The organism is Sphingopyxis sp. UBA6723, assembly GCF_002454115.1.
Classification (GTDB): Bacteria; Pseudomonadota; Alphaproteobacteria; order Sphingomonadales; family Sphingomonadaceae; genus Sphingopyxis.
On record NZ_DKIH01000009.1, the window covers coordinates 68,651 to 88,325 of the forward strand.

General features: G+C 63.5%; 16 protein-coding genes. 7 read left to right on the forward strand and 9 right to left on the reverse strand.

Going from position 1 to position 19,675, the window contains the following annotated elements:
- The first annotated feature begins 108 nt into the window (after positions 1-108).
- The 3 genes from purM (at position 109) to B4F07_RS06520 (ending at position 3,499) form a co-directional block, all read left to right on the forward strand.
- On the forward strand, positions 109-1,215 hold the full coding sequence (gene purM / locus B4F07_RS06510; RefSeq protein ID WP_293703264.1) for a phosphoribosylformylglycinamidine cyclo-ligase: 1,107 nt from the start codon (positions 109-111) through the stop codon (positions 1,213-1,215).
- Positions 1,216-1,328: 113 nt separating this feature from the next.
- Complete coding sequence (purN, locus tag B4F07_RS06515; RefSeq protein ID WP_293703261.1) at positions 1,329-2,279, forward strand: phosphoribosylglycinamide formyltransferase; 951 nt, start codon at positions 1,329-1,331, stop codon at positions 2,277-2,279.
- Positions 2,280-2,416: 137 nt separating this feature from the next.
- Positions 2,417-3,499 carry a hypothetical protein gene (locus B4F07_RS06520; protein ID WP_293704656.1) on the forward strand — a complete coding sequence of 361 codons (1,083 nt, stop codon included), beginning with the start codon at positions 2,417-2,419 and terminating at the stop codon, positions 3,497-3,499.
- Positions 3,500-3,560: 61 nt separating this feature from the next.
- Here the strand turns inward: B4F07_RS06520 and ndk are convergent, their stop codons facing one another.
- The 4 genes from ndk to B4F07_RS06540 form a co-directional block, all read right to left on the reverse strand.
- On the reverse strand, positions 3,561-3,983 hold the full coding sequence (gene ndk, locus B4F07_RS06525) for a nucleoside-diphosphate kinase (RefSeq protein ID WP_039575124.1): 423 nt from the start codon (positions 3,981-3,983) through the stop codon (positions 3,561-3,563).
- Between the two features lie 99 nt (positions 3,984-4,082).
- Entirely contained in the window at positions 4,083-4,610 is a 528-nt protein-coding gene (locus B4F07_RS06530) for a hypothetical protein (protein WP_293703255.1), read from the reverse strand.
- A 71-nt stretch (positions 4,611-4,681) separates the two neighbouring features.
- A complete protein-coding gene (locus B4F07_RS06535; protein ID WP_293703252.1) occupies positions 4,682-5,131 on the reverse strand; it encodes a DNA polymerase III subunit chi in 450 nt (149 codons plus the stop codon).
- A gap of 12 nt (positions 5,132-5,143) precedes the next feature.
- Positions 5,144-6,613, reverse strand: a complete 1,470-nt coding sequence (locus tag B4F07_RS06540; RefSeq protein ID WP_293703249.1) for a leucyl aminopeptidase — start codon at positions 6,611-6,613, stop codon at positions 5,144-5,146.
- Between the two features lie 131 nt (positions 6,614-6,744).
- Here B4F07_RS06540 and B4F07_RS06545 point away from each other — a divergent pair, with 131 nt between their 5' ends.
- The 4 genes from B4F07_RS06545 to rsmA all read left to right on the forward strand — a co-directional run bounded on the left by B4F07_RS06545 (position 6,745) and on the right by rsmA (position 12,378).
- Complete coding sequence (locus B4F07_RS06545) at positions 6,745-9,048, forward strand: LPS-assembly protein LptD (RefSeq protein WP_293703246.1); 2,304 nt, start codon at positions 6,745-6,747, stop codon at positions 9,046-9,048.
- A 134-nt stretch (positions 9,049-9,182) separates the two neighbouring features.
- Positions 9,183-10,523 (forward strand): peptidylprolyl isomerase, encoded by a 1,341-nt coding sequence (locus tag B4F07_RS06550; RefSeq protein WP_293703243.1) that lies wholly within the window; start codon positions 9,183-9,185, stop codon positions 10,521-10,523.
- Positions 10,523-11,542 carry a 4-hydroxythreonine-4-phosphate dehydrogenase PdxA gene (gene pdxA, locus B4F07_RS06555; protein WP_293703240.1) on the forward strand — a complete coding sequence of 340 codons (1,020 nt, stop codon included), beginning with the start codon at positions 10,523-10,525 and terminating at the stop codon, positions 11,540-11,542. The genes B4F07_RS06550 and pdxA overlap by 1 nt, the downstream gene beginning before the upstream one ends.
- Before the next feature lie 20 nt (positions 11,543-11,562).
- Positions 11,563-12,378 (forward strand): 16S rRNA (adenine(1518)-N(6)/adenine(1519)-N(6))-dimethyltransferase RsmA, encoded by an 816-nt coding sequence (gene rsmA, locus B4F07_RS06560; protein WP_414711730.1) that lies wholly within the window; start codon positions 11,563-11,565, stop codon positions 12,376-12,378.
- 462 nt (positions 12,379-12,840) lie between these two features.
- On the opposite strand, the gene B4F07_RS06565 is transcribed toward rsmA, so the two are convergent.
- From B4F07_RS06565 to B4F07_RS06585, 5 genes are all read right to left on the reverse strand, one after another.
- Positions 12,841-13,368, reverse strand: coding sequence for a tetratricopeptide repeat protein (locus B4F07_RS06565; RefSeq protein WP_293704657.1), 528 nt, complete (start codon positions 13,366-13,368; stop codon positions 12,841-12,843).
- A gap of 31 nt (positions 13,369-13,399) precedes the next feature.
- Complete coding sequence (locus B4F07_RS06570) at positions 13,400-14,590, reverse strand: RsmB/NOP family class I SAM-dependent RNA methyltransferase (protein WP_293703232.1); 1,191 nt, start codon at positions 14,588-14,590, stop codon at positions 13,400-13,402.
- 102 nt (positions 14,591-14,692) lie between these two features.
- A complete protein-coding gene (gene guaB / locus B4F07_RS06575) occupies positions 14,693-16,150 on the reverse strand; it encodes an IMP dehydrogenase (RefSeq protein WP_293703229.1) in 1,458 nt (485 codons plus the stop codon).
- A 118-nt stretch (positions 16,151-16,268) separates the two neighbouring features.
- Entirely contained in the window at positions 16,269-17,216 is a 948-nt protein-coding gene (locus B4F07_RS06580; RefSeq protein ID WP_293703226.1) for a winged helix-turn-helix transcriptional regulator, read from the reverse strand.
- A gap of 111 nt (positions 17,217-17,327) precedes the next feature.
- Complete coding sequence (locus tag B4F07_RS06585) at positions 17,328-19,616, reverse strand: TonB-dependent receptor (RefSeq protein WP_293703223.1); 2,289 nt, start codon at positions 19,614-19,616, stop codon at positions 17,328-17,330.
- Positions 19,617-19,675 lie beyond the last annotated feature (59 nt).

Here is a 19,675-nt window from a genome sequence, read left to right on the forward strand (position 1 = left end):
CGGGGAAAGGCAGCCGAAATCATATCTTCTCTATGCTCTGCCCAAAAGCTCGACGCCGGACAAGGAAATCATGGCATTTCGTGGCCAGAGTCGTTAGTCGCGCTGGCCATGGATTCCAAGCACAACCAACCCGGCTCCTACACTTATGCGCAGGCCGGCGTATCGATCGAGACCGGCAATGCGCTGGTCCGTGCCATCGCCCCGCTCGCCCGTGCGACGCGCCGCCCCGGCGCCGACGCCGACCTCGGCGGTTTCGGCGGTTTTTTCGACTTGAAAGCGGCGGGATTCAATGATCCCCTGCTCGTCGCCGCGAATGACGGCGTCGGCACAAAGCTGAAACTCGCGATCGAATCGGGGCGTCATGACGGGGTCGGGATCGACCTGGTCGCGATGTGTGCGAACGACCTGATCGTGCAGGGCGCCGAGCCGCTGTTCTTCCTCGATTATTACGCCACCGCCAAACTCGACAACGACGTCGCGACACAAGTCGTCGCGAGCATTGCCGAGGGTTGCAAACAGGCCGGTTGCGCGCTGATCGGCGGCGAAACCGCGGAAATGCCGGGGATGTACAGCGAGGGCGATTACGACCTCGCGGGTTTCTGCGTCGGCGCGGTCGAGCGCGATCAGGTGCTGACCGCCGACAAGGTTGCCGCGGGCGATGTGATCCTCGGCCTCGCGTCCTCGGGCGTCCATTCGAACGGCTTTTCGCTCGTGCGGCGGCTCGCCACCGACAAAGGGTGGAAACTCGATCGCCCTGCCCTGTTCGACCAGACCGTCTTATTGATCGATGCGCTGATGGCGCCGACGCGCATCTATGTAAAAAGCCTGCTCCCGCTGGTGAAGACCGGCAAGATCCACGCGCTGGCGCATATCACCGGCGGCGGGCTGCTCGAAAATATCCCGCGCATCTTGCCGAAAACCCTGCACGCGAATGTCGATGCCGATGCGTGGGAACAGCCGCGGTTGATGGCGTTCCTGCAGGCACAGGGAAATATCGAGCCCGAGGAAATGGCGCGGACGTTCAATTGCGGGATTGGCATGGCAGTGGTGGTTGCGGCGGACGACGCGGCGGATGTCACCGCGGCGCTTGAAGCCGCGGGCGAAACCGTGTTCCGCATCGGCCATATCGCTGAGGGCGCCAAAGGCTGCACCGTGACCGGCAGCGCAGAGACGTGGAGCGCGATGGGCCCGTGGAGCGCCACGCACCACGGGTGATTTCTAGAACCGTTCGCCCTGAGCTTGTCGAAGGGCCGTCCTTCCTTTTGAGGTTGAAAGAGAAGAACAGTGCTTCGACAAGCTCAGCACGAACGGATTGAAGGGGTCGCGCCGTGACCAAAGCCAAAGTCGCGGTTCTGATCTCGGGCGCGGGTACCAACATGGCGGCGCTTCTCTACGCCGCGAAAGCCGCCGACTGCCCTTATGAACTGGTCCTCGTCGCCAGCAACAACCCCGACGCACCGGGCTTGGCCATCGCCGCGGCCGAAGGCATCGCAACATGGAGCCTCTCGCACAAAGGCATGAACCGCGACGCGTTCGACGCGCTGGTTGACGCCGAACTCCGTGCAGTCAAAGCCGAATTTGTCGCACTGGCAGGATATATGCGGATCCTGAGCGACGATTTCGTCGCGCGCTGGACGGGCAAGATGCTCAACATCCACCCCAGCCTGCTGCCGCTGTACAAGGGGCTCGACACCCACCAGCGGGCGATCGACGCGGGTGACAAGTTCGGCGGGTGCAGCGTCCATATCGTCACCCCCGGCGTCGACGACGGCCCGGTGCTGGCCCAAACGCCCGTCGCGATCCTGCCCGGCGACACGGTCGAGACACTGGCGGCGCGGGTGCGGATCGCCGAACATCAACTCTATCCGCCCACCCTCGCCGCCTTTGTGACGCGCGAACGCTCGCCTGATTATCTGATCGGCCGGGTGCGCGAGCTGGCAATGGCACTGCCCGAAGCCGACGAGGTCACCTCGCACGGCATGCCGTGCTTCGGGATCGTGAAGGGCAAGAAATTCGCCTATTTCACCCAGGATCATCATGGCGACGGCAAGATCGCGCTGCTGGTCAAGATCAGCGGCGCCGACGAACAGGCGGCGCTGATCGAACTAGACGAAGATCGCTATTACCGCCCCGCCTATTTCGGCGACGGCTGGGTCGGCATCCGCCTCGACCTGGGCGATACCGACTGGGACGCAATCGGCGAATGGCTGCGCAAGAGCTGGCTGGCGGTGGCGCCGAAGAAGCTGGCGGGGTTGATGGGCGCGGCTGACGACTTCTAGCGCCACGATCCTGAGCTGGTCTCTTGGTCGGAGTACCAGTGCGTATCGGTGATTGAGCACGCCTCACGACGATCTAGGCTCAGTCTCTTTTCAACGGCAGAGCCTCCCCGTCCATGCGCATAGCATTTGTCCCCATCATGATGTTCGCGGCGCTGCACGGCGCGCCCGTACAGGCGGCTGAATGGGCGATGATCGACAGCGTCGAATCGAAGGGTGATCGTGCGATCTATTATGCCGACTACAGCGATGTCACGTTGCACAATGATGCCTCGCTGACCGGTGTTCCCGTTCCTGGAAAGCCGCCACGGCGGGACGATCTGCCGCCGCCGCCGTTCGAAAATACCGAAGTGGCCTTTGTCGAGGTGATGCAGGTGTTCGAATCGGCGGCAAAACCACGCTACAACAATTATCGCGTCGCCGCCGATTGCGCGCGGCGCCAGATGCGAATCGCGACGGTCGATTCGATTTTCCGCGACCATCGAACGGCGTTTTCAAGCCAGGGAACCGGCTGGTTCGACGTGCCCCCGGACGGATGGCTGAGCCGCGTCAACACCATTGCTTGCGATCGCCAGGCGATCGTTGCGGCGACGGCAAAGGCGGCCCGCGACAAATCCTACGATCCGATGATCGAGCTCGGGCTGTTGCCTATCGGCAATTTCGTAATGACGGCGCCGATTGAAGAGTTGACCTGGTCGACCTTCTGGACCGACGCCACCCCACCACCGCTCCGGCCGCAATCGGAGGCCGAAGTGCGCGCGATGAAGCAAAAGGTCGACGAAATGATGGCCAATCTGAAAAGCCAGCTCGACGGTTATGTTGCGATGGGCGAGGCGGCGCTGGCCGACCAGACCGGCGAACGCGATTTCATGGCGCGCATCCGTCCGAATTTCCAAGGCAAGACGCGGGTGCAGCAAGCCATCTTCGGCAGCATGGCAGGCTGGACCGAGGCCGAGGTCATCGAATTCTGGGGTCGGCCCGCCGCAGTTCGCCAGGTCGGCGGAACGCAGGCGTTCGATTATGAATCAAGCTACGACACACGGCAGCTGATCGTGCAGCAGCTGGCAACCGGTTACGTCGAATATCAGGTTGGCGATTTTGAACATTGCGCGCTGACGCTGTTCATGGCGCCGGGAGGCTCGAAACCTGGTCTGCGGCTGGTCGATTTCGCGATTAGCGGCGACAATTGTCGGCGCGCGACGCTGAACCAGATCGGGCGATAGTTACGAAGAAGGCCCGCGGAGCAATCCACGGGCCTTTCGCTTGACGCACGGTGCCGGGTGCTTAGCCGACGATTTCTTCGGGCTTGAAGAAATAGGCGATTTCGATCGCGGCATTCTCGTCGCTGTCCGAGCCGTGCACCGTGTTCGCTTCGATGCTCTCGGCCAGTTCCTTGCGAATCGTGCCGGGCGCTGCGTCCTTGGGATTGGTGGCACCCATGATGTCGCGGTTGCGCTGCATGGCGTCTTCGCCTTCCAGCACCTGGACAACGACCGGGCCGCTGATCATGAAATCGACGAGTTCGCCGAAGAAGGGGCGTTCCTTGTGGACGGCGTAAAAGCCTTCGGCCTGTTCGCGGCTCATGTGGATGCGCTTCGAGGCGACGACGCGCAGACCGGCGTCTTCCAGCATCTTGGTGACGGCGCCGGTGATGTTGCGGCGCGTGGCGTCGGGCTTGATGATCGAAAAGGTGCGAGTGACCGCCATGGGGGAAGCTCCTGCTTTGTTATGGTTTGCGATGCGCGCGCCTCTAGCCGCGCTTTTGCTGCACCGCAAGGCGGGAGCGTGGGCTAGCGCGGCGGCCGGTCAGCCGCCACTGCCGTAGGTGATCGTCCCGATGACCTGCGCGCCCTGCTGCGTCGCCGTGATCTGAACGCCCGTTTTGGTATCGCCGGGTTTTTCGACGCCAATGATCGCGGTATCGCCGGACTTGATTTCGCTCGTCACCTTCATGCCCGCGGCCTCGGCCTGTTTGCGGAAATGGGCGATGACGTCGGCGGCCTTCGCGTTGACTTCGAAACTGGCCATGCCGCCGGTGCCGTCGGTGCCGCTGGCGGCGAAACCGCCGGTCAGCTTTGACCCGGGATAGGCGGTGAAACCCGCAGGCAACTTGGCGTTGGCAGCGCCGCCGCCAAACTGCATCTCGCCGTCTTCGGTCTTGATGGTAACATTGCTCATCTCGCCATCGTCGCTGGCGGTGACTTTATAGTCGGCGGTCTTGCCGGTTTCGGGGTCGGTGTAGGTTCCGCTGGCGACTTCGGATTCCGATTTGGAACCGCAGGCGGACAGCAGCAGCGCGCTGGCCGCCAAGGCGATGAACGAAATTTTGGTCATGATCGGCTCCTGTTGCTGGTCATCATGGTCAATACCACCGCAATAGCCTAGCTGCGGTGACGGCAGTCACATCACGGCCCCTCCGACCAGCGGCCGCGATCGTCCTGTTTCCAGAAATGGGTTTCGACGTCTTCGGCGGCGCTCAGCTTGCGCCAAGTCGCACGCGCGTCGTCGATGCGACTGTTGTCGAAGAGCAGGAAGCTACGCTCGAATCCCAAGGCTTCGTCGCGCCATTCGCCGTCGGCGAGCGCGACGAGCCGGGCGCGGTTGGGGGGTGCGGGATCGAGCGTTCCCGAAATGAGGATCGGCTCGATCTCCTCATCGGGCGAGCCCGCGGCGCCATGGGGCAGAAAACTGGCTGGGGTCATCGTCCACAGCGCTTCGTCGATCGCCTGCCGCTGCATCGCCGGGGCGGCGACGATCAGCAGGCGGCCGCCCGCGCCCAGGATGCGCGTCGCGATGGCGGGGAGCACCCGTTCGACGGGGTCGCGGGTCAGCCGGTAAAAGTCGACGCGCGCCATGCTCCCCTGCCCTTAACCCTCGTGATTTTCGGCGATGTAGCGGTCCAGCAGGCGTACGCCATAGCCGGTCGCGCCCTTGGCATAGACCGGGCCGTCCTTGTCGGCCCATGCCACGCCCGCGATGTCGAGATGCGCCCAGGCGACGCCCTCGTCGACATAGCGTTTCAGGAACTGCGCCGCGGTGATCGAGCCTCCTTCGCGCGGACCGATATTTTTCATGTCGGCGATCGGACTGTCGATCAGCTTGTCATAAGCCGCCGAGAGCGGGAAACGCCAAAGCTTGTTGTTGCTCGTCTCACCCGCCGCGATCAGCTGGGCCGCGAGGCTTTCGTCATTGGCGAAAATGCCGGCATATTCATGCCCGAGCGAGATCACCATCGCGCCGGTCAGCGTCGCGAGATCGACAATGACCTTAGGCGAATACATTTTCTGCGCCCACGTAATCGCGTCGCACAGCACCAGCCGTCCCTCGGCATCGGTGTTGAGCACTTCGACCGTCTGGCCCGACATGGTGGTGACAATGTCGCCGGGTCGCATCGCATTCCCGTCGGGCATATTTTCGACGAGGCCGACGATGCCGACGACATTCGCCTTGGCTTTGCGCCCGGCGATCGCTTTCATCGCGCCCGCAACGGCGCCCGCGCCGCCCATGTCCCACTTCATCATGTCCATGCCCGCGGCAGGCTTGATGCTGATCCCGCCGGTGTCGAAGGTCACACCCTTGCCGATGAACACCACCGGCTTGTCGCCGTCCTTTCCGCCGTTCCAGCGCATGGCCAGCAGCCGCGGCGGCCGCGTCGAGCCCTGCGCGACGCCGAGCAGCGCGCCCATGCCGAGTGCTTTCATCTGGCGCTCGTCGAGCACTTCAATTTCGACGCCGAGGTCGGCGAGATGCTGGCAGCGCTCGACGAAGCTTTCGGGATAGAGGATGTTCGGCGGCTCGGCGACGAGCGTCTGGGTCAGCGCGACGCCATCCGCAATCGCTTCATTCGCGGCCCAGCGTGCCGACAGGTCGCGGTGCGGCGACGCGATGGTCAGCGTCTTGAGGGTGGGCTTGGCGTTATCGGCGAGCCGGGTGCGATAGGTGTCGATGCGCCAGTTGCGCAGCTTTGCCCCCATTGCGAACGCCAGCACATCCTCTTCCTCGACCGCGCCCGCGCTCGCGAAATCGACATGGACCGCAGACGCGCCGCTGGTTTGCAGCCGTCCGATCAGCGCGCCGCCCGCGCGTTCGAGGTCATGCACTGTTCCTTCGCCGATTCCGACGAGCAGCAAACGCAGAACGCGGCCGCCATCGACCGCCGCGGTTTCGGCAATCCCGCCCGCCGCGCCTTCAAAGCGCGCCTGCGCGGCAGCACCGCTCAGCAGCGCTCCATGCGGTTCGCCCAGCGCCTGGACAAAGGCGTTCAGTTCGCCCTTGCGGACCGGAAACGCGACGACGTCGGCAGACGCATCGATTTGCGCGACAAAGTGAATGTCCATTCGGTAACTCTCTCATGCGATGATTGATTGCAGCGTGCGGGACCGATAGGGGTTTCGCTTGCGAGTTGCAAAAACAAAGCAGCCGGTCCAACCCGGGCGGACGCGATCGATAAGTGGGACAAAGTGATTAAATGAGCTGGGCTTTGTTCCGACAGACGCGCCGTGCGCAGCCGCTGTGGCTGGTCACCGCGAGCAGTATCGCCCTGCTCGCGAGCCCCGTCGCGGCGCAGCAGGCCGCCGAATCACCGCCAGCCCAGGACGTCTCGGGCGAGCCCGACCTGCAAACGCCTGATATTGCACCGGTCACGACCGACGCACCTGCGATCGCCGCCGAGGATCAGGTCGGCTTCGCCGCCGACAACCTCAATTACGACAGCGAAACCGAAGTCGTCGTGGCCGAGGGCAATGTCGCGATGAACCGCGAAGCGATTTCGATGCGCGCCGACAAGGTGACGTGGAACCGAAAATCCGGCCAGGTTTTCGCCGAAGGCAATGTCGCGATCAAAAACCCCGAAGGCGACACCGCCTACGGCGACCGCATCGAGCTGACCGACAGCCTGCGCGACGGTGTGGTCGAAAACCTGCTCGTCGTGCTCGACAATGGTTCGAGAATGGCCGCGATCAAGGGAACGCGGTTCGAGAATGGCAATATCGAGCTGGAAAATGCCGCCTACACCGCCTGCCCGGTCGAGGATGCCGACGGCTGTCCCAAAAACCCGAGCTGGCAGATCCGCGCCGTTCGCGTCACTTATGACCGGGCGCAGAACAAGATCCGCTATAAGGGCGCGCGGGTCGAGATTTTCGGCCTGCCGTTGATCCCGCTGCCCGGGCTTAGTCATCCAGCAAACAGCGAAGCGGGCAGCGGCATACTGGTGCCCGAAATCCGGCTCGATCGCAGCAACGGCTTCGAAATCGCCCTCCCCTATTATCTGCGCCTCGCGCCCGACCGCGACATCACGATCACCCCGCATCTCTACACCGGCGCTGCGCCGATGCTGGAGGGCGAGTTCCGCGCCCTGACCGACATCGGTTCGTTCCGGATCAATGGCTATGCGACCTATGGTTCGCTGGTACCATTGACCGGCGAAGACCCCGACAGCCGCAAACGCTTTCGCGGCTATCTGGAAAGCGCGGGCAAGTTCCAGTTCGACCCGCGCTGGAGCCTGACCTATTCGGGTCGCATCGCGACCGACCGGACGTTCATGCGCCGCTATGACATCAGCCGCGACGACCGCCTGCGCTCGACCTTCGAGTTGGAGCGGATCGGCGGCAATAGCTACCTGTCGATCGCGGGTTGGGCAACGCAGACGCTGCGCCGCAACGACGAACAGGGGCAGCAGCCGATCGCCCTGCCGATCATCGATTATCGCCAGCGCTTCGCCGATCCGTTGCTCGGTGGTCAGGTCGAGCTACAGCTCAACACGCTGGCGATCGGTCGCACCGCGGGACAGGATACGCAGCGCGCCTTTGCCGGCGCGCGCTGGGATCTGCACGGGCTTACCCGGTTAGGGCAAGAGGTTACGCTGACCGCGCTGGTGCGCGGCGACGTCTATCACAGCGACGAAAATCTGCTCACCGCAATCCCGGGGTATCGCGGCAAGTCGGGTTGGCAGGCACGCGGCATTGCCGCGGTCGCCGCCGATATGCGCTGGCCGTTCGTTGGCGAATTTGCCGGCGGCACCCAGACGCTGACCCCGCGCGTCCAGCTTGTCGCCACGCCGCCGCTCAAGAACCTCGACATCCCGAACGAGGATTCGCGTGCCTTTGACCTGGAAGACAGCAACCTGTTCGCGATCAACCGCTTCAACGGGTACGATCGGTTCGAGGATGGGGCTCGCATCACCTATGGCGTCGAATGGAATTACAGCCGCCCCGGTTTCAATATCAGCAGCAGCGTCGGCCAAAGCTATCGTCTGTCGGACAAGCCCGCGCTGTTCCCCGACGGCACCGGATTGACCAGCCGCACGTCGGACATCGTCGGGCGAACGACAATTGCCTATCGCGATTTCCTGCGCCTCACCCACCGCTACCGGCTCGACAAAGACAACTTCGCGATCCGTCGCAACGAATTCGACGCGACGATTGGTAGCCGTTCAACCTATGCCGTGCTGGGCTATTCGCGGCTTAACCGTGACATCCTGTTGCTCGGAGAGGAGCTGCAGGACCGCGAAGAAGCGCGCGTCGGCGGGCGGGTGAAGGTGGCGCAATATTGGTCGGTTTTTGGTTCGGCGATTGTCGATCTGACCGAGCGGAGCGATGATCCGCTCAGCACCGCCGACGGATTCGAGCCGATTCGCCATCGCCTCGGCCTGGCCTATGACGATGATTGCCTGTCGATCGCGCTGACGTGGCGCCGCGACTATGCCGACACCGGAGATGCGCGGCGCGGCAACAGTTTCTCCTTCCGTGTCGCGTTCCGCAATCTGGGGTTCTGAACGAATCGCTCAGACTAGGTTCAGCGTGATCGCGCTATCGGCACGCTTCAAACAAGTCCGGATGGCGGATTGCGCTGGACCATCGGGCGTATCCGCTGATACGGAGCGTGCGGACTTTCTCGAATAGGGTAAAGATGACCAAATTTTCGACCATGATCGGCCTGATCGCCGTGGCCGCCGCCGGTATGACGCCGGTGCTGGCACAGACCGTCGGCGACGACGAAGTGCCGACGACCAGCCTTAACATCCCCGGCAATGTTCAGATTTTCGGCGATGCCAATCCAAATGTCTATCGCCCATCGGCAACGGTGAACGGCGAAATCATCACCGCGACCGACATCGAGCAGCGCATGGCGCTGATCCGGATCGCGAACAATGACGTCGCGCTGCCGCCCGAAGAATTGCAGCGCCTGCGCCAGCAGGTGTTCAGCAACCTGATCGACGAAAAGCTGCAAATTCAGGAGGCCAAGGCGGCTGACATCACGATCGACGAAAATGTCGTGAACGACCAGTTCGCGCGCCTCGCGACGCGGTTCCGCCAGACGCCCGAACAATTTTCGACCTATCTCGCCAGCAAGGGATCGTCCGCGGCGGCGGTGAAGCAGCAGATCCGCGGCGAATTCGCTTGGGATCGGCTGCTGTCGCGCAACATTCAATCGACGACGAACGTGTCCACCGACGAAGTGGAATCGGTGGTCCAGCGGATGAATGATTCCAAGGGGCAGGACGAATTTCATCTGGGTGAAATCTATCTGTCGGCGCCACCCGAAAATGTCGCAGCGGTCACCGAAAACGCCCAGAAAATCATTCAGGCGCTCCAGGCGGGCGGCAGCTTTGCCGCTTATGCGCGTCAGTTTTCAGAAGCATCGACCGCGGTGGTTGGCGGCGATCTGGGCTGGGTGAAACCCGGCCAGCTGCCGACATCGATGGCCGAAGCGGCGGTCCAGATGCAGCCCGGCCAGTTGGTCGGCCCCATTCAGGTTCCGGGCGGCGTATCGATCATGCTGATGATCGACCGGCGCCAGGTGCTGACCGCCGATCCGCGCGATGCGATCCTCAGCCTCAAGCAAATATCGCTCGATTTCCCGGCCGGAACGACGCAGGCCCGGGCATCGGAGATGGCCGGTCAGTTCTCCGAAGCGACGCGCAACATTGCCGGTTGCGGCGCGGCCGATGCGGTCGCGGCGCAGCTTGGCGCCAATGTGGTTTCGCGCGACAATGTCGAAATGCGGGTCCTGCCTGCACCCTTGCAGAATACGCTGATCAATTTGCAGATCGGTCAAACCACCCAGCCCTTTGGCGCGGTGAACGAGGGCATCAGCGTCCTTGTCCTGTGCGGTCGCGACATGCCGCAGACGGCGACGGCGCCGAACCTTGAACAAATTGAGGCGCGCCTGCTCGAAGAAAAGGTCAACAAGCGGGCTCAGCGTTATCTGCGCGACCTGCGCCGGGATGCCGTGATCGAATATAGCTAATGTCTTTTGCCAATCTTCGACAACCGATAGCGGTCACGCTGGGTGACCCGGCCGGTGTCGGACCCGAAGTCACCGCACACGCGTGGGCGGCGCGGCATGAAAACAACTTGCCCCCCTTTGTCGCAATCGGCGACGCCGCGACGATCGCCGCGGTTTGGGACGGGCCGATCGCTCGGGTCGGCGACATGGACGAGGTCCAGCGGGCCTTCGACGACGCCTTGCCGGTCTGGCATCTGGAGGACAGCGGGCCGCTGACCCCCGGCACACCCACCGCCGCGGGCGCCACCTGCGCGCTCCATGCCCTCGAAACCGGGATCGGGCTGACGCGCAATCAGGCGAGTTCGGCATTGGTCACCGGGTCGGTGTCGAAATTTGCGCTCCACGGCATCGGTTATACCCATCCCGGCCAGACTGAATTTATCGCCGAACGCTGCGGCGTGACGGCGACCAATGCCGTGATGATGCTGGCGGGGCCGTCGCTCCGCGTCGTTCCGCTGACCGTCCATATTCCGCTGATGGAAGTGTCCGATCGGCTGACGGTCGAGCTAATCGTCGCCAAGGCGCGCATCGTGGCGCGCGGGTTGAAACGCGATTTCGGTATCGAAAACCCGCGCATCGCGCTCGCGGGCCTCAATCCCCATGCCGGTGAAAGCGGCCAGCTTGGCAGCGAAGAGGAGCGGATCATGGTCCCCGCGGTCGCCCAGCTCGCCGAGGACGGCATCATCGTCGATGGTCCACTCGCCGCCGACAGCCTGTTCGCGCCCACCGTTCGCGCCCGCTATGACGCCTTGCTCTGCGCCTATCACGATCAGGCGCTGACGCCGTTCAAAGCGCTGCATTTCCATGACGGGGTCAATCTAACCCTTGGCCTGCCGATCATCCGCACCTCACCCGACCATGGCACAGCGTTCAACATCGCGGGTCGCGGCGTTGCAGACCCCGGCCCGACCATCGCTGCGATCGCCATGGCCGCCCAGCTGGCGATCGCGCGCGAGCGCAACTGCACGCCAGCCAAGTGAGCGCCCGCCCCGCGCCCCACCTGCCGCCGCTACGCGAAACCGTGCGCACGCATGGATTGCAGGCGAGCAAGGCGCTGGGCCAGAATTTCCTGTTCGACGAACAACTGCTCGATCGCATCGCCGCGATCCCCGGCGATCTCGACGGCGCGACGGTGTTCGAGGTCGGTCCCGGTCCCGGCGGGCTGACCCGCGCGCTGCTGCGCGCCGGGGCAAAGGTGATCGCGGTCGAGCGCGACGATCGCTGCCTGCCGTTGCTGGCAGAATTGAGCGGCGCGTTTCCGGGCCAGCTGACGGTGATCGCCGACGATGCGATGGCGGTCGACGTCGATGCGCTGACCGGCGGCGCGCCTTATCATATCGTCGCCAACCTGCCCTATAATGTCGGCACCGCGTTGTTCACGCGCTGGCTGGAGCCCGCAGCATGGCCGCCGCGCTGGCTGTCGCTGACCCTCATGTTCCAGCAGGAAGTGGCCGAACGCATCGTCGCGCCGGTCGGCAGCAACGCCTATGGGCGGCTCGCCGTGCTGGCACAGTGGCGCGCGACCGCGAGGATCGCGATGAAAGTCCACCGCTCGGCCTTCACCCCGCCGCCCAAGGTGATGTCGGCAATCGTCCATGTCGTGCCTGCCCAGCAGCCGGACGGCGTCAATCCGAAACTGCTGTCGAAACTGACCGAAAAGGGGTTCGGCCAGCGGCGCAAGATGCTGCGCCAGAGCCTGAAGGGCTTGGACGGGGCCGTTGCCGCCGCCGAAGCCCTCGGCATCGACCCGACGCGCCGCGCAGAAACCGTCACCGTCGCCGAATGGGTGGCACTGGCGCGGGCGTTGGGAAATTAGCGGCGGCAAACGACCGAAAGTGGACGTACTTCATTTCCTCTCTCCCCTTGTGGGAGAGATACGAAGGCTTGGCAGCTTTGCTGCCTAGCCGCAGTTGAGAGGGGGTGCGCGCGTGCTAGCGTCCGCCCCCTCACCAAGCTTCGCTAGCTCCTGACGGAGCAAGCTGCGCTATCCTCTCCCTCAAGGGGAGAGGAGTTTATGGCAACTCCTCAACCCGAAACCGAAATCGCCGACAAATAGGTCTTTCCTACATTATCCGGCTGTGCCAGCGTCGATTTGCTTACTTCATTTGGCGACAAGCGGCCACTTGTCAGCGTTTTGCGGCTCGCGTGCAGCGCACCCAGCCCAGCGAGAGTCCAGACTGCGGCGCGCACAGGGCTGAACTTTCCTGAACTTTGGATCGTCACGCATACCGCGATGTCGGGCGTCCGCTAACGCCCCAAAGCAGCCTTTGGCCGCAGCCTAATTCTTGTTCGCGGAACCAACCGTAGCGACCACCGGCTTCGGTACCAGCGCTTCAGCCGCCACCACGCGCTTCGATGCGCTTGCCGAGATCGTCTTTTCGAGCGCTGCAACTTGTGGGCATTTGTCGGCGCAGACGCGCTGCGCTTCAGTCAGCTTTTCGCGCGCCAGTTCCAGCGCGCCCTTGTCGGCCAGCGCTTCACCCTGCCCGGTCAGCGCGACGATGTCGTTGGGTTCCAGTACCAAGGCTTCTCGGTACAGGCCGATCGCCTTGCCGGGCAGACCCTGCGCGCGGGCGACCTGCGCCAGTGCGATGATCGCCGAGCGGTTGCGCGGGTCGGCCGCCAGAGCCGATTCATAGAAATCGACCGCTTGGTCCAGATCGCCGGCTTCCTGCGCCGCCTGGCCTTGCTGCTGGAGCGCGATCGAGCGCGGAAAAATGTCGTTATCGGCGCGCTGGGCATCGGATGCCGTGGGCAGGCTGGCCAAGATCAGACCGGCCGATAGAGCCAGAAAACCGACGCGCATCGCATTCTCCCATCGCTTCATTGCAAGGATGCTAACATGGCGCCGTCAGTCGTGCGAGAAAAAATCCATCGCATCCGTCGTGCTTTGGGGTGAGCAGAAAACCGTGGCCCGCAGCACGCCCAACACCTTCAGGCAGATAGCCGGTGTCGGCGGTCCAGCCGCGATGACGGGTCAGAAAACCATCCACCTGTGCGCGCCCCTCGCGAGCGATGATCGAGCACACCGCATAGAGGAGTTTGCCGCCCGGCGCCACCAGCGCCGCGCCGATGTCCATCAGCTTCACCTGATCGGCGACATGGCGGTCGAGCCGCGCCGGGGTCGAGCGCCAGCGCAATTCGGGGCTGCGCCGCCAGGTGCCGCTGCCCGAACAGGGGGCATCGACGATGACACGGTCGGCCTTGCCCATCCGGTCGGCGAGCATCGCACGCTCTTGCCCGGGGTTGAGCAGCAGCGTTTCGATAGCGGTTGCCCCGGCGCGATGCGCGCGCGGCGCCAGTTGCTGAAGCCGCGCGCGGTTGGTGTCGCACGCCAGGATTGCGGCTTCGTCGTTGGTCGCCGAAGCGATGGCGAGCGTCTTGCCGCCCGCGCCAGCGCATAGATCGATGACAAGCTGCCCGGCTTCGGCGCCGAGCGCGGCGGCGGCATATTGGCTCGCGGCGTCCTGAACCTCGAATTGCCCCTCGGCATAGGCCGGGTTCTGAACCGCGGCGGTTTCGCCTGGGAGACGCCAGCCGTCGGTGAGGCCGTTGATCGCTTCGCCTTCGGGGAAAATCATCGCCAGTTCGTCACGGCTGGAGCGCAGGCGGTTGGCGCGCAGGTCGAGCGGGGCGCGGGCGAGCATCGCAGCGTGCTCCGCCTTGGTGACAAGCGGATCGAACAATTTGATCAAGGCGGGGGTGGCAAGCCCGGTCTCGGCCCGCGCTTCGTCAACGCCGATCGCGGTGGGGCCGTAGGAGGCGCCGTCGAACAGCGCAGCGAGTTCCGGGTCGGTACCGGCGAGCGCGAGCATGGCGGCGCGGCCCGACGCGGGCACCGATCGCACGGCGCGGATCGCATCATAGACGAGACTGCGGATCGCGCGGCGGTCCTTCGATCCGGCATAACGACGGGCGCGCATCGCTTCGGCAAAGATCGCGTCGGCGGGGGCGCCGCCATCGCGCGCCGAGGCCGCAATGACGTCGAGGATCTCGATGGCGGTCTGAACGCGGGCAGCGGGGGTCATAATCTGTCTTTACCTTGTCATTGCGAGCGGAGCGAAGCAATCCAGAGCGGATTACGTGACTCTGGATTGCTTCGCTCCGCTCGCAATGACGAAGCGAATAATTCAACCAGCCGGATAATTCGGTGCCTCACGCGTGATCGACACGTCGTGGACATGGCTTTCGCGCAGACCGGCATTGGTGATCCGGACAAATTTGGCGCGTTCGCGGAAATCGGTCAGGGTGCGGCTGCCGGTATAGCCCATCGCCGCCTTCACGCCGCCAACCATCTGGTGGATCACGTCTTTGGCGGGACCCTTGAACGGCACCTGGCCCTCGATGCCTTCGGGAACCAGTTTCATCTGGTCCTTGATATCCTGCTGGAAATAGCGATCGGCCGACCCGCGCGCCATCGCGCCGACGCTGCCCATGCCGCGATAGCTCTTGTAGGTGCGGCCCTGATAGAGGAATGTTTCGCCCGGCGCCTCAGCCGTGCCGGCGAGCATCGAGCCGACCATGACGCTCGACGCACCCGCCGCCAGCGCTTTGGCAATGTCGCCCGACGTGCGCAGGCCGCCGTCGGCGATCACCGGCACGCCCAGTTTCGACGCGGCTTCGACGCTATCGAGGATCGCTGTGAGCTGCGGTACACCGACGCCGGCAACGATGCGCGTCGTACAGATCGATCCGGGGCCAATGCCAACCTTCACGCCGTCGGCGCCGGCGTCGATCAATGCCTTGGTCGCATCGCCGGTTGCGACATTGCCCGCGAGGACCTGCACGCGGTTCGACAATTTCTTGATCCGCGCGACGGTCTCACCAACGCCCTTGCTATGGCCATGCGCGGTATCCACGACGATCAGGTCGCATTCGGCGTCGAGCAGCGCTTCGGCGCGTTCGACCCCGGAGTCGCCGGTGTTGGTCGCCGCAGCAACGCGCAGGCGGCCAGCGCTGTCCTTGGTTGCGTCAGGGAAATTGACCGCCTTTTCCATATCCTTGACAGTGATCAGGCCGATGCAGCGATAATCGTCATCGACGACGAGCAGCTTTTCGATCCGGCGCTGGTGCAGCAATTTGCGGGCTTCGTCCTGCCCTACGCCGGGGCGTACGGTGGCCAGATTGTCGGCGGTCATCAGCTCGCGCACTGGCTGCCCCGGATTGTCGGCAAAGCGCACGTCGCGATTGGTCAGGATGCCGACCAGCTTGCCGCCGGGTTCGACTACGGGAATGCCCGATATCCGGTGCTGATCCATCAGCGCCGTGGCATAGGACAATGGAGCGTCGGGGGTGATGGTGATCGGATTGACGATCATGCCGCTTTCGAAACGCTTGACCTGCCGCACCGCCGCGACCTGTTCCTCGATCGTCAGATTGCGGTGAAGGACGCCGATGCCGCCGATCTGCGCCATCAGGATCGCCATGTCCGCCTCGGTCACCGTGTCCATCGCCGAGGACAGGATCGGGATATTGAGGCCGATCTCGCTGGTCAGCTGGGTCGAAAGGACCGCATCCGACGGCAAAATATCCGACGGGCCAGGCACCAACAGCACATCGTCAAAGGTCAGACCGGTCGTGATTTCCATCGGGCCACTTTCTGGTGCGGGCGGCGCCTGACCCGCAGTTTGGGGCGGCACGCGCGATTCGTTTGGTGGCGGCCCATGTAACCAGTCGGCCCGACGCGCGCCAGTGGGCGGCACATGATTATTTCGCGGCGGCTGTTTCCGTCGGCTCGACGGTAAAGCGGCTGTTGTCCAGCTGCAGCTCGTCACCGCAATGGCTGCACGCCACGACCATGTTAAGGTCATGACCGCATGGGCGATGGGTGAGCAGCACCGGCGGCCCGCGGTCGTCCGAAAACCAGCGATCGCCCCATTGCAGCAACGCGAGCAGCACCGGATACAGGTCGCGCCCCTTGGCGGTCAGCCGATATTCGAACCGGTCGCCGCGGTCGGAATAGGGAACCGCCCGAATGATGCCCTGCCGGATCAGCCGCTCCAGTCGTCCCGTCAGAATGTTCGTCGCCATCAAAGTGTCGCGCTGGATCTCGTCGAAGCGGTTTATCCGCGTGAACATCGCGCGCACGACCAGCGTCGCCCAGCGGTCGCCGAACAGCTCAATCATCGTATCGACCAGCGGCCGTCCGCCCGGGCGACGCGCGCCAATATCACCGTTGAAGCGACGGCGCTCATAATCCGGCACGACCTGCGCCAGCCCCGGCCCCTCGCGCCAGTCCACGTCGCGCGGGTCGATTTCGGCGTGACAATAGCCGCAAGTCGGCACCGGCTCGGTCGCATGGCCGCAGGTCGCATGGTGCAAATGGACCTGAAAATCGCGGCTGTCGGCCTCCCACTTATGCTGCCAGCGCAGCATCATCAGGCCGTTCGGAAACTGATCGCGCCCCTTTTGGGTGAGCATATAATGAAAACCGCGGCCGCCCTTGCGCGGCACCTTGGCGAGGCAATCTTCCTCGACCAGTTTCTTGAGGCGTCCGTTGACCACCGAGCGGGCAAGGCCGGTGCGCGCGACAAATTCGTCGAAGCTGTGGATGCCCAGCAAGGCCTGTTCCATCAACAGCAGCACCGGCACGTCGCCGACGACGTCGAGCGCGCGCCAGATCGAACAGGCCCTGATGGTGCGATCGTGTTTCAAGCCCAAGCCAATCCTTGCTCCGCCACCCCCTACCCCAGCGACCCGACATCGACAAGGCAGGGTCGGGAGAGGGAGCGGTACCCGCGCCCCCTCTTCCCTGGGGAGAGGTCGCTAAAAGCGCCCGGTCAATTGCACCGCAATCGTCCGCGGCCGATCGACGATCCCGTTATACGCATTACCGGCATTGCGCGTAATTGTTGTCGCCAGCGGCATCGAACTGGCGGTTTGCAAAATGCGCTGGTTGGTCAGGTTGCGCCCGATCAGCGCCACTTCCCAGCGATTGTCGATCTGGCCCAGCGCCAAACGTGCGCCCAGCTTGACATAGCCATCCTGGAATGTGCGAGGATCGAGGTTCGCCGACGCGATGTAGGAGGACGAGAAGTCGGCGTTGATGTTGAACGCCACCTTCATGTCGCTGCTGATCGGGGTCGTATAATCGAGGTTGAGGTTGCCCGACCATTTCGGCGACAGCGCGTTGCGCAGCCCGGTATAGTCGCAAAACCCACCCGGCCCCGGCGTCTGCAGATAATAGCATTGGCCCGAGGTGAAGTTGGTGAATTTGAAATCCAGATAGGCGACCGCCCCGCTAAGCGTCAGTCCGTCGGCTATCGCGGCGCGGAAGTCGGCCTCGACCCCCTGCGTGCGGGCGCCCGCGGCGTTGGCGACGTTGAAGTTGAGCGTGCCGTCGAAGATGTTGACCTGCAGATCCTTGTAGGTGGTACGATAAAGCGACAGGTTGAACGCGACATTGCGGCCCTTGTATTTCAGCCCGGCCTCGAAGTTGTCGGCGCTTTCATCTTCGAATTCAAAGGCGCCCGGCTTTGCGACCGTGGTCGACCCCGGCAACGAATTCGATCGAATGTCGAAACCGCCTGCCTTGGTCCCGCGCGCGAATGATGCATAGAGCATCAGATCGTCGGTGGCGTCGAACTGGACGTTTACCATTGGGTTGAAGCTGTCTTCGCTGAGCTTGCCCAATATGCTGTGCGCTTCGATATTGAGCGCGCGGAAGGTTGCGGCCACCACCAGCGGGTTGAACGTGTTGAGCGGGCCGCGCACGATCGCCAGATCGCGGCTGCCGCTTTTCTTTTCATGGTTGAAACGTGCGCCCGCGGTGATCCGGAAGCGGTCGCTCAGCGCCAGCTCGCCCTGCGCGAACACCGAAATCAGGTCGGACTTCTGCGAATAGACGCGGTCGTTGCGCGTGTCGCCGATCGCATTGAACGGCGGCCCCAGCGCGAGGAAGGTCGAGTTGAACAGCACCTGATCATCGACGTCGAGCTTGGCGTTCTGATAATAAACGCCCGCGATATAATTGAACGCTTCGCCGCCGGGCGATGCCAGCCGCAATTCCTGCGAAAACTGGCGATAATCTTCCTGCAAATTGGTGCCGTCGAGGAAGCTGATCCCTGAAAAATCGACATCGACGATCTCGCGCGTCTTGTAGTCGAGGAGCGCCGAAACAGAAGTCAGCGTATGCTCACCGATCTCCAGATCGGCGTTGAGCGTGGCGCCGAACACCTTGTTGCGGCTTTGATAGCCATTGTCTTCGCGGACATAATCGGGGTTGGTGCTGACGAAGAACGGCCCCTGAAAGACCGTGTTGTAACTGCCGACCGCGCCGAACACGTCGCGCGGCTGGCCCTTCATTTCGAAGTCGGCATATTCGAGCTTGAGCTCGGCAGCAAACGGCCCGCCGCGATCGAACTCGAGCTTGCCGCGGAAATATTTCTCGTCGACGTTCGGCTCGTCGCGGTCGAGCTTCGCGTTGTAGAAATAGCCGTCCATCTTGCGATAATAGCCAACGACGCGCGCCTCGAAGCCCTCGCTCAGCGGCCCCGACAGCACACCGGTGAGCTGCAATTCCTTGTGGTTGAATTCATAGAGGCCGCTGATGGAGCCTTCGAACTCGTCGGTGGGGCTGCGCGTCGTGATATTAACCGCACCGGCGATCGCATTTTTGCCGAACAGCGTCGGCTGCGGCCCGCGCAGCACTTCGACGCGCTCCATGTCGACGAGCGGCAGGCGCGAGAGCTGGTCGCGGCCATAATAGACGCCATCGACGAACATCGCGACCGACTGCTCAAACCCCTTATTGTCGCCCGACGCAATGCCGCGGATCGCAATGCGGTTGGCAATTGCGGTCTGGGTGATTTTCAGGTTCGGGACGGACGAGGAGATTTGTTCTAGGTTGGTCTGGCCATAATTTTCGACCTGCTTGCCGCTGATCGCCGAGATCGAAATCGGAACGTCCGACAGGCCTTCGGCGCGCTTTTGTGCGGTGACGATGATTTCCTCGAGCCCGCCCTGATCGTCGGCCGGGGCCGCGTCCTGCGCAAAAGCCATACCGGGGCTCGCCAGCGCCGATGCAGCGAGCAGCGCAACAAAATAGCTCTTCATAAGGATCCTCCCACGCATCATCGTCTTGGCGACCGCCGCCCGCGATGTTTTTCTTGCCT

Bases quoted from the DNA above. Each gene is read 5' to 3' on its own strand.
- B4F07_RS06570 (WP_293703232.1), bottom strand. From the start codon at position 14,590: ATGACCCCCGCTGCCCGCGTTCAGACCGCCATCGAGATCCTCGACGTC.
- B4F07_RS06565 (WP_293704657.1), bottom strand. From the start codon at position 13,368: ATGCGCGTCGGTTTTCTGGCTCTATCGGCCGGTCTGATCTTGGCCAGC.
- B4F07_RS06545 (WP_293703246.1), top strand. From the start codon at position 6,745: ATGAGCTGGGCTTTGTTCCGACAGACGCGCCGTGCGCAGCCGCTGTGG.
- B4F07_RS06535 (WP_293703252.1), bottom strand. From the start codon at position 5,131: ATGGCGCGCGTCGACTTTTACCGGCTGACCCGCGACCCCGTCGAACGG.
- guaB (WP_293703229.1), bottom strand. From the start codon at position 16,150: ATGGAAATCACGACCGGTCTGACCTTTGACGATGTGCTGTTGGTGCCT.
- B4F07_RS06520 (WP_293704656.1), top strand. From the start codon at position 2,417: ATGATGTTCGCGGCGCTGCACGGCGCGCCCGTACAGGCGGCTGAATGG.
- B4F07_RS06550 (WP_293703243.1), top strand. From the start codon at position 9,183: ATGACCAAATTTTCGACCATGATCGGCCTGATCGCCGTGGCCGCCGCC.
- B4F07_RS06585 (WP_293703223.1), bottom strand. From the start codon at position 19,616: ATGAAGAGCTATTTTGTTGCGCTGCTCGCTGCATCGGCGCTGGCGAGC.
- pdxA (WP_293703240.1), top strand. From the start codon at position 10,523: ATGTCTTTTGCCAATCTTCGACAACCGATAGCGGTCACGCTGGGTGAC.
- purM (WP_293703264.1), top strand. From the start codon at position 109: ATGGATTCCAAGCACAACCAACCCGGCTCCTACACTTATGCGCAGGCC.
- ndk (WP_039575124.1), bottom strand. From the start codon at position 3,983: ATGGCGGTCACTCGCACCTTTTCGATCATCAAGCCCGACGCCACGCGC.
- B4F07_RS06530 (WP_293703255.1), bottom strand. From the start codon at position 4,610: ATGACCAAAATTTCGTTCATCGCCTTGGCGGCCAGCGCGCTGCTGCTG.
- B4F07_RS06540 (WP_293703249.1), bottom strand. From the start codon at position 6,613: ATGGACATTCACTTTGTCGCGCAAATCGATGCGTCTGCCGACGTCGTC.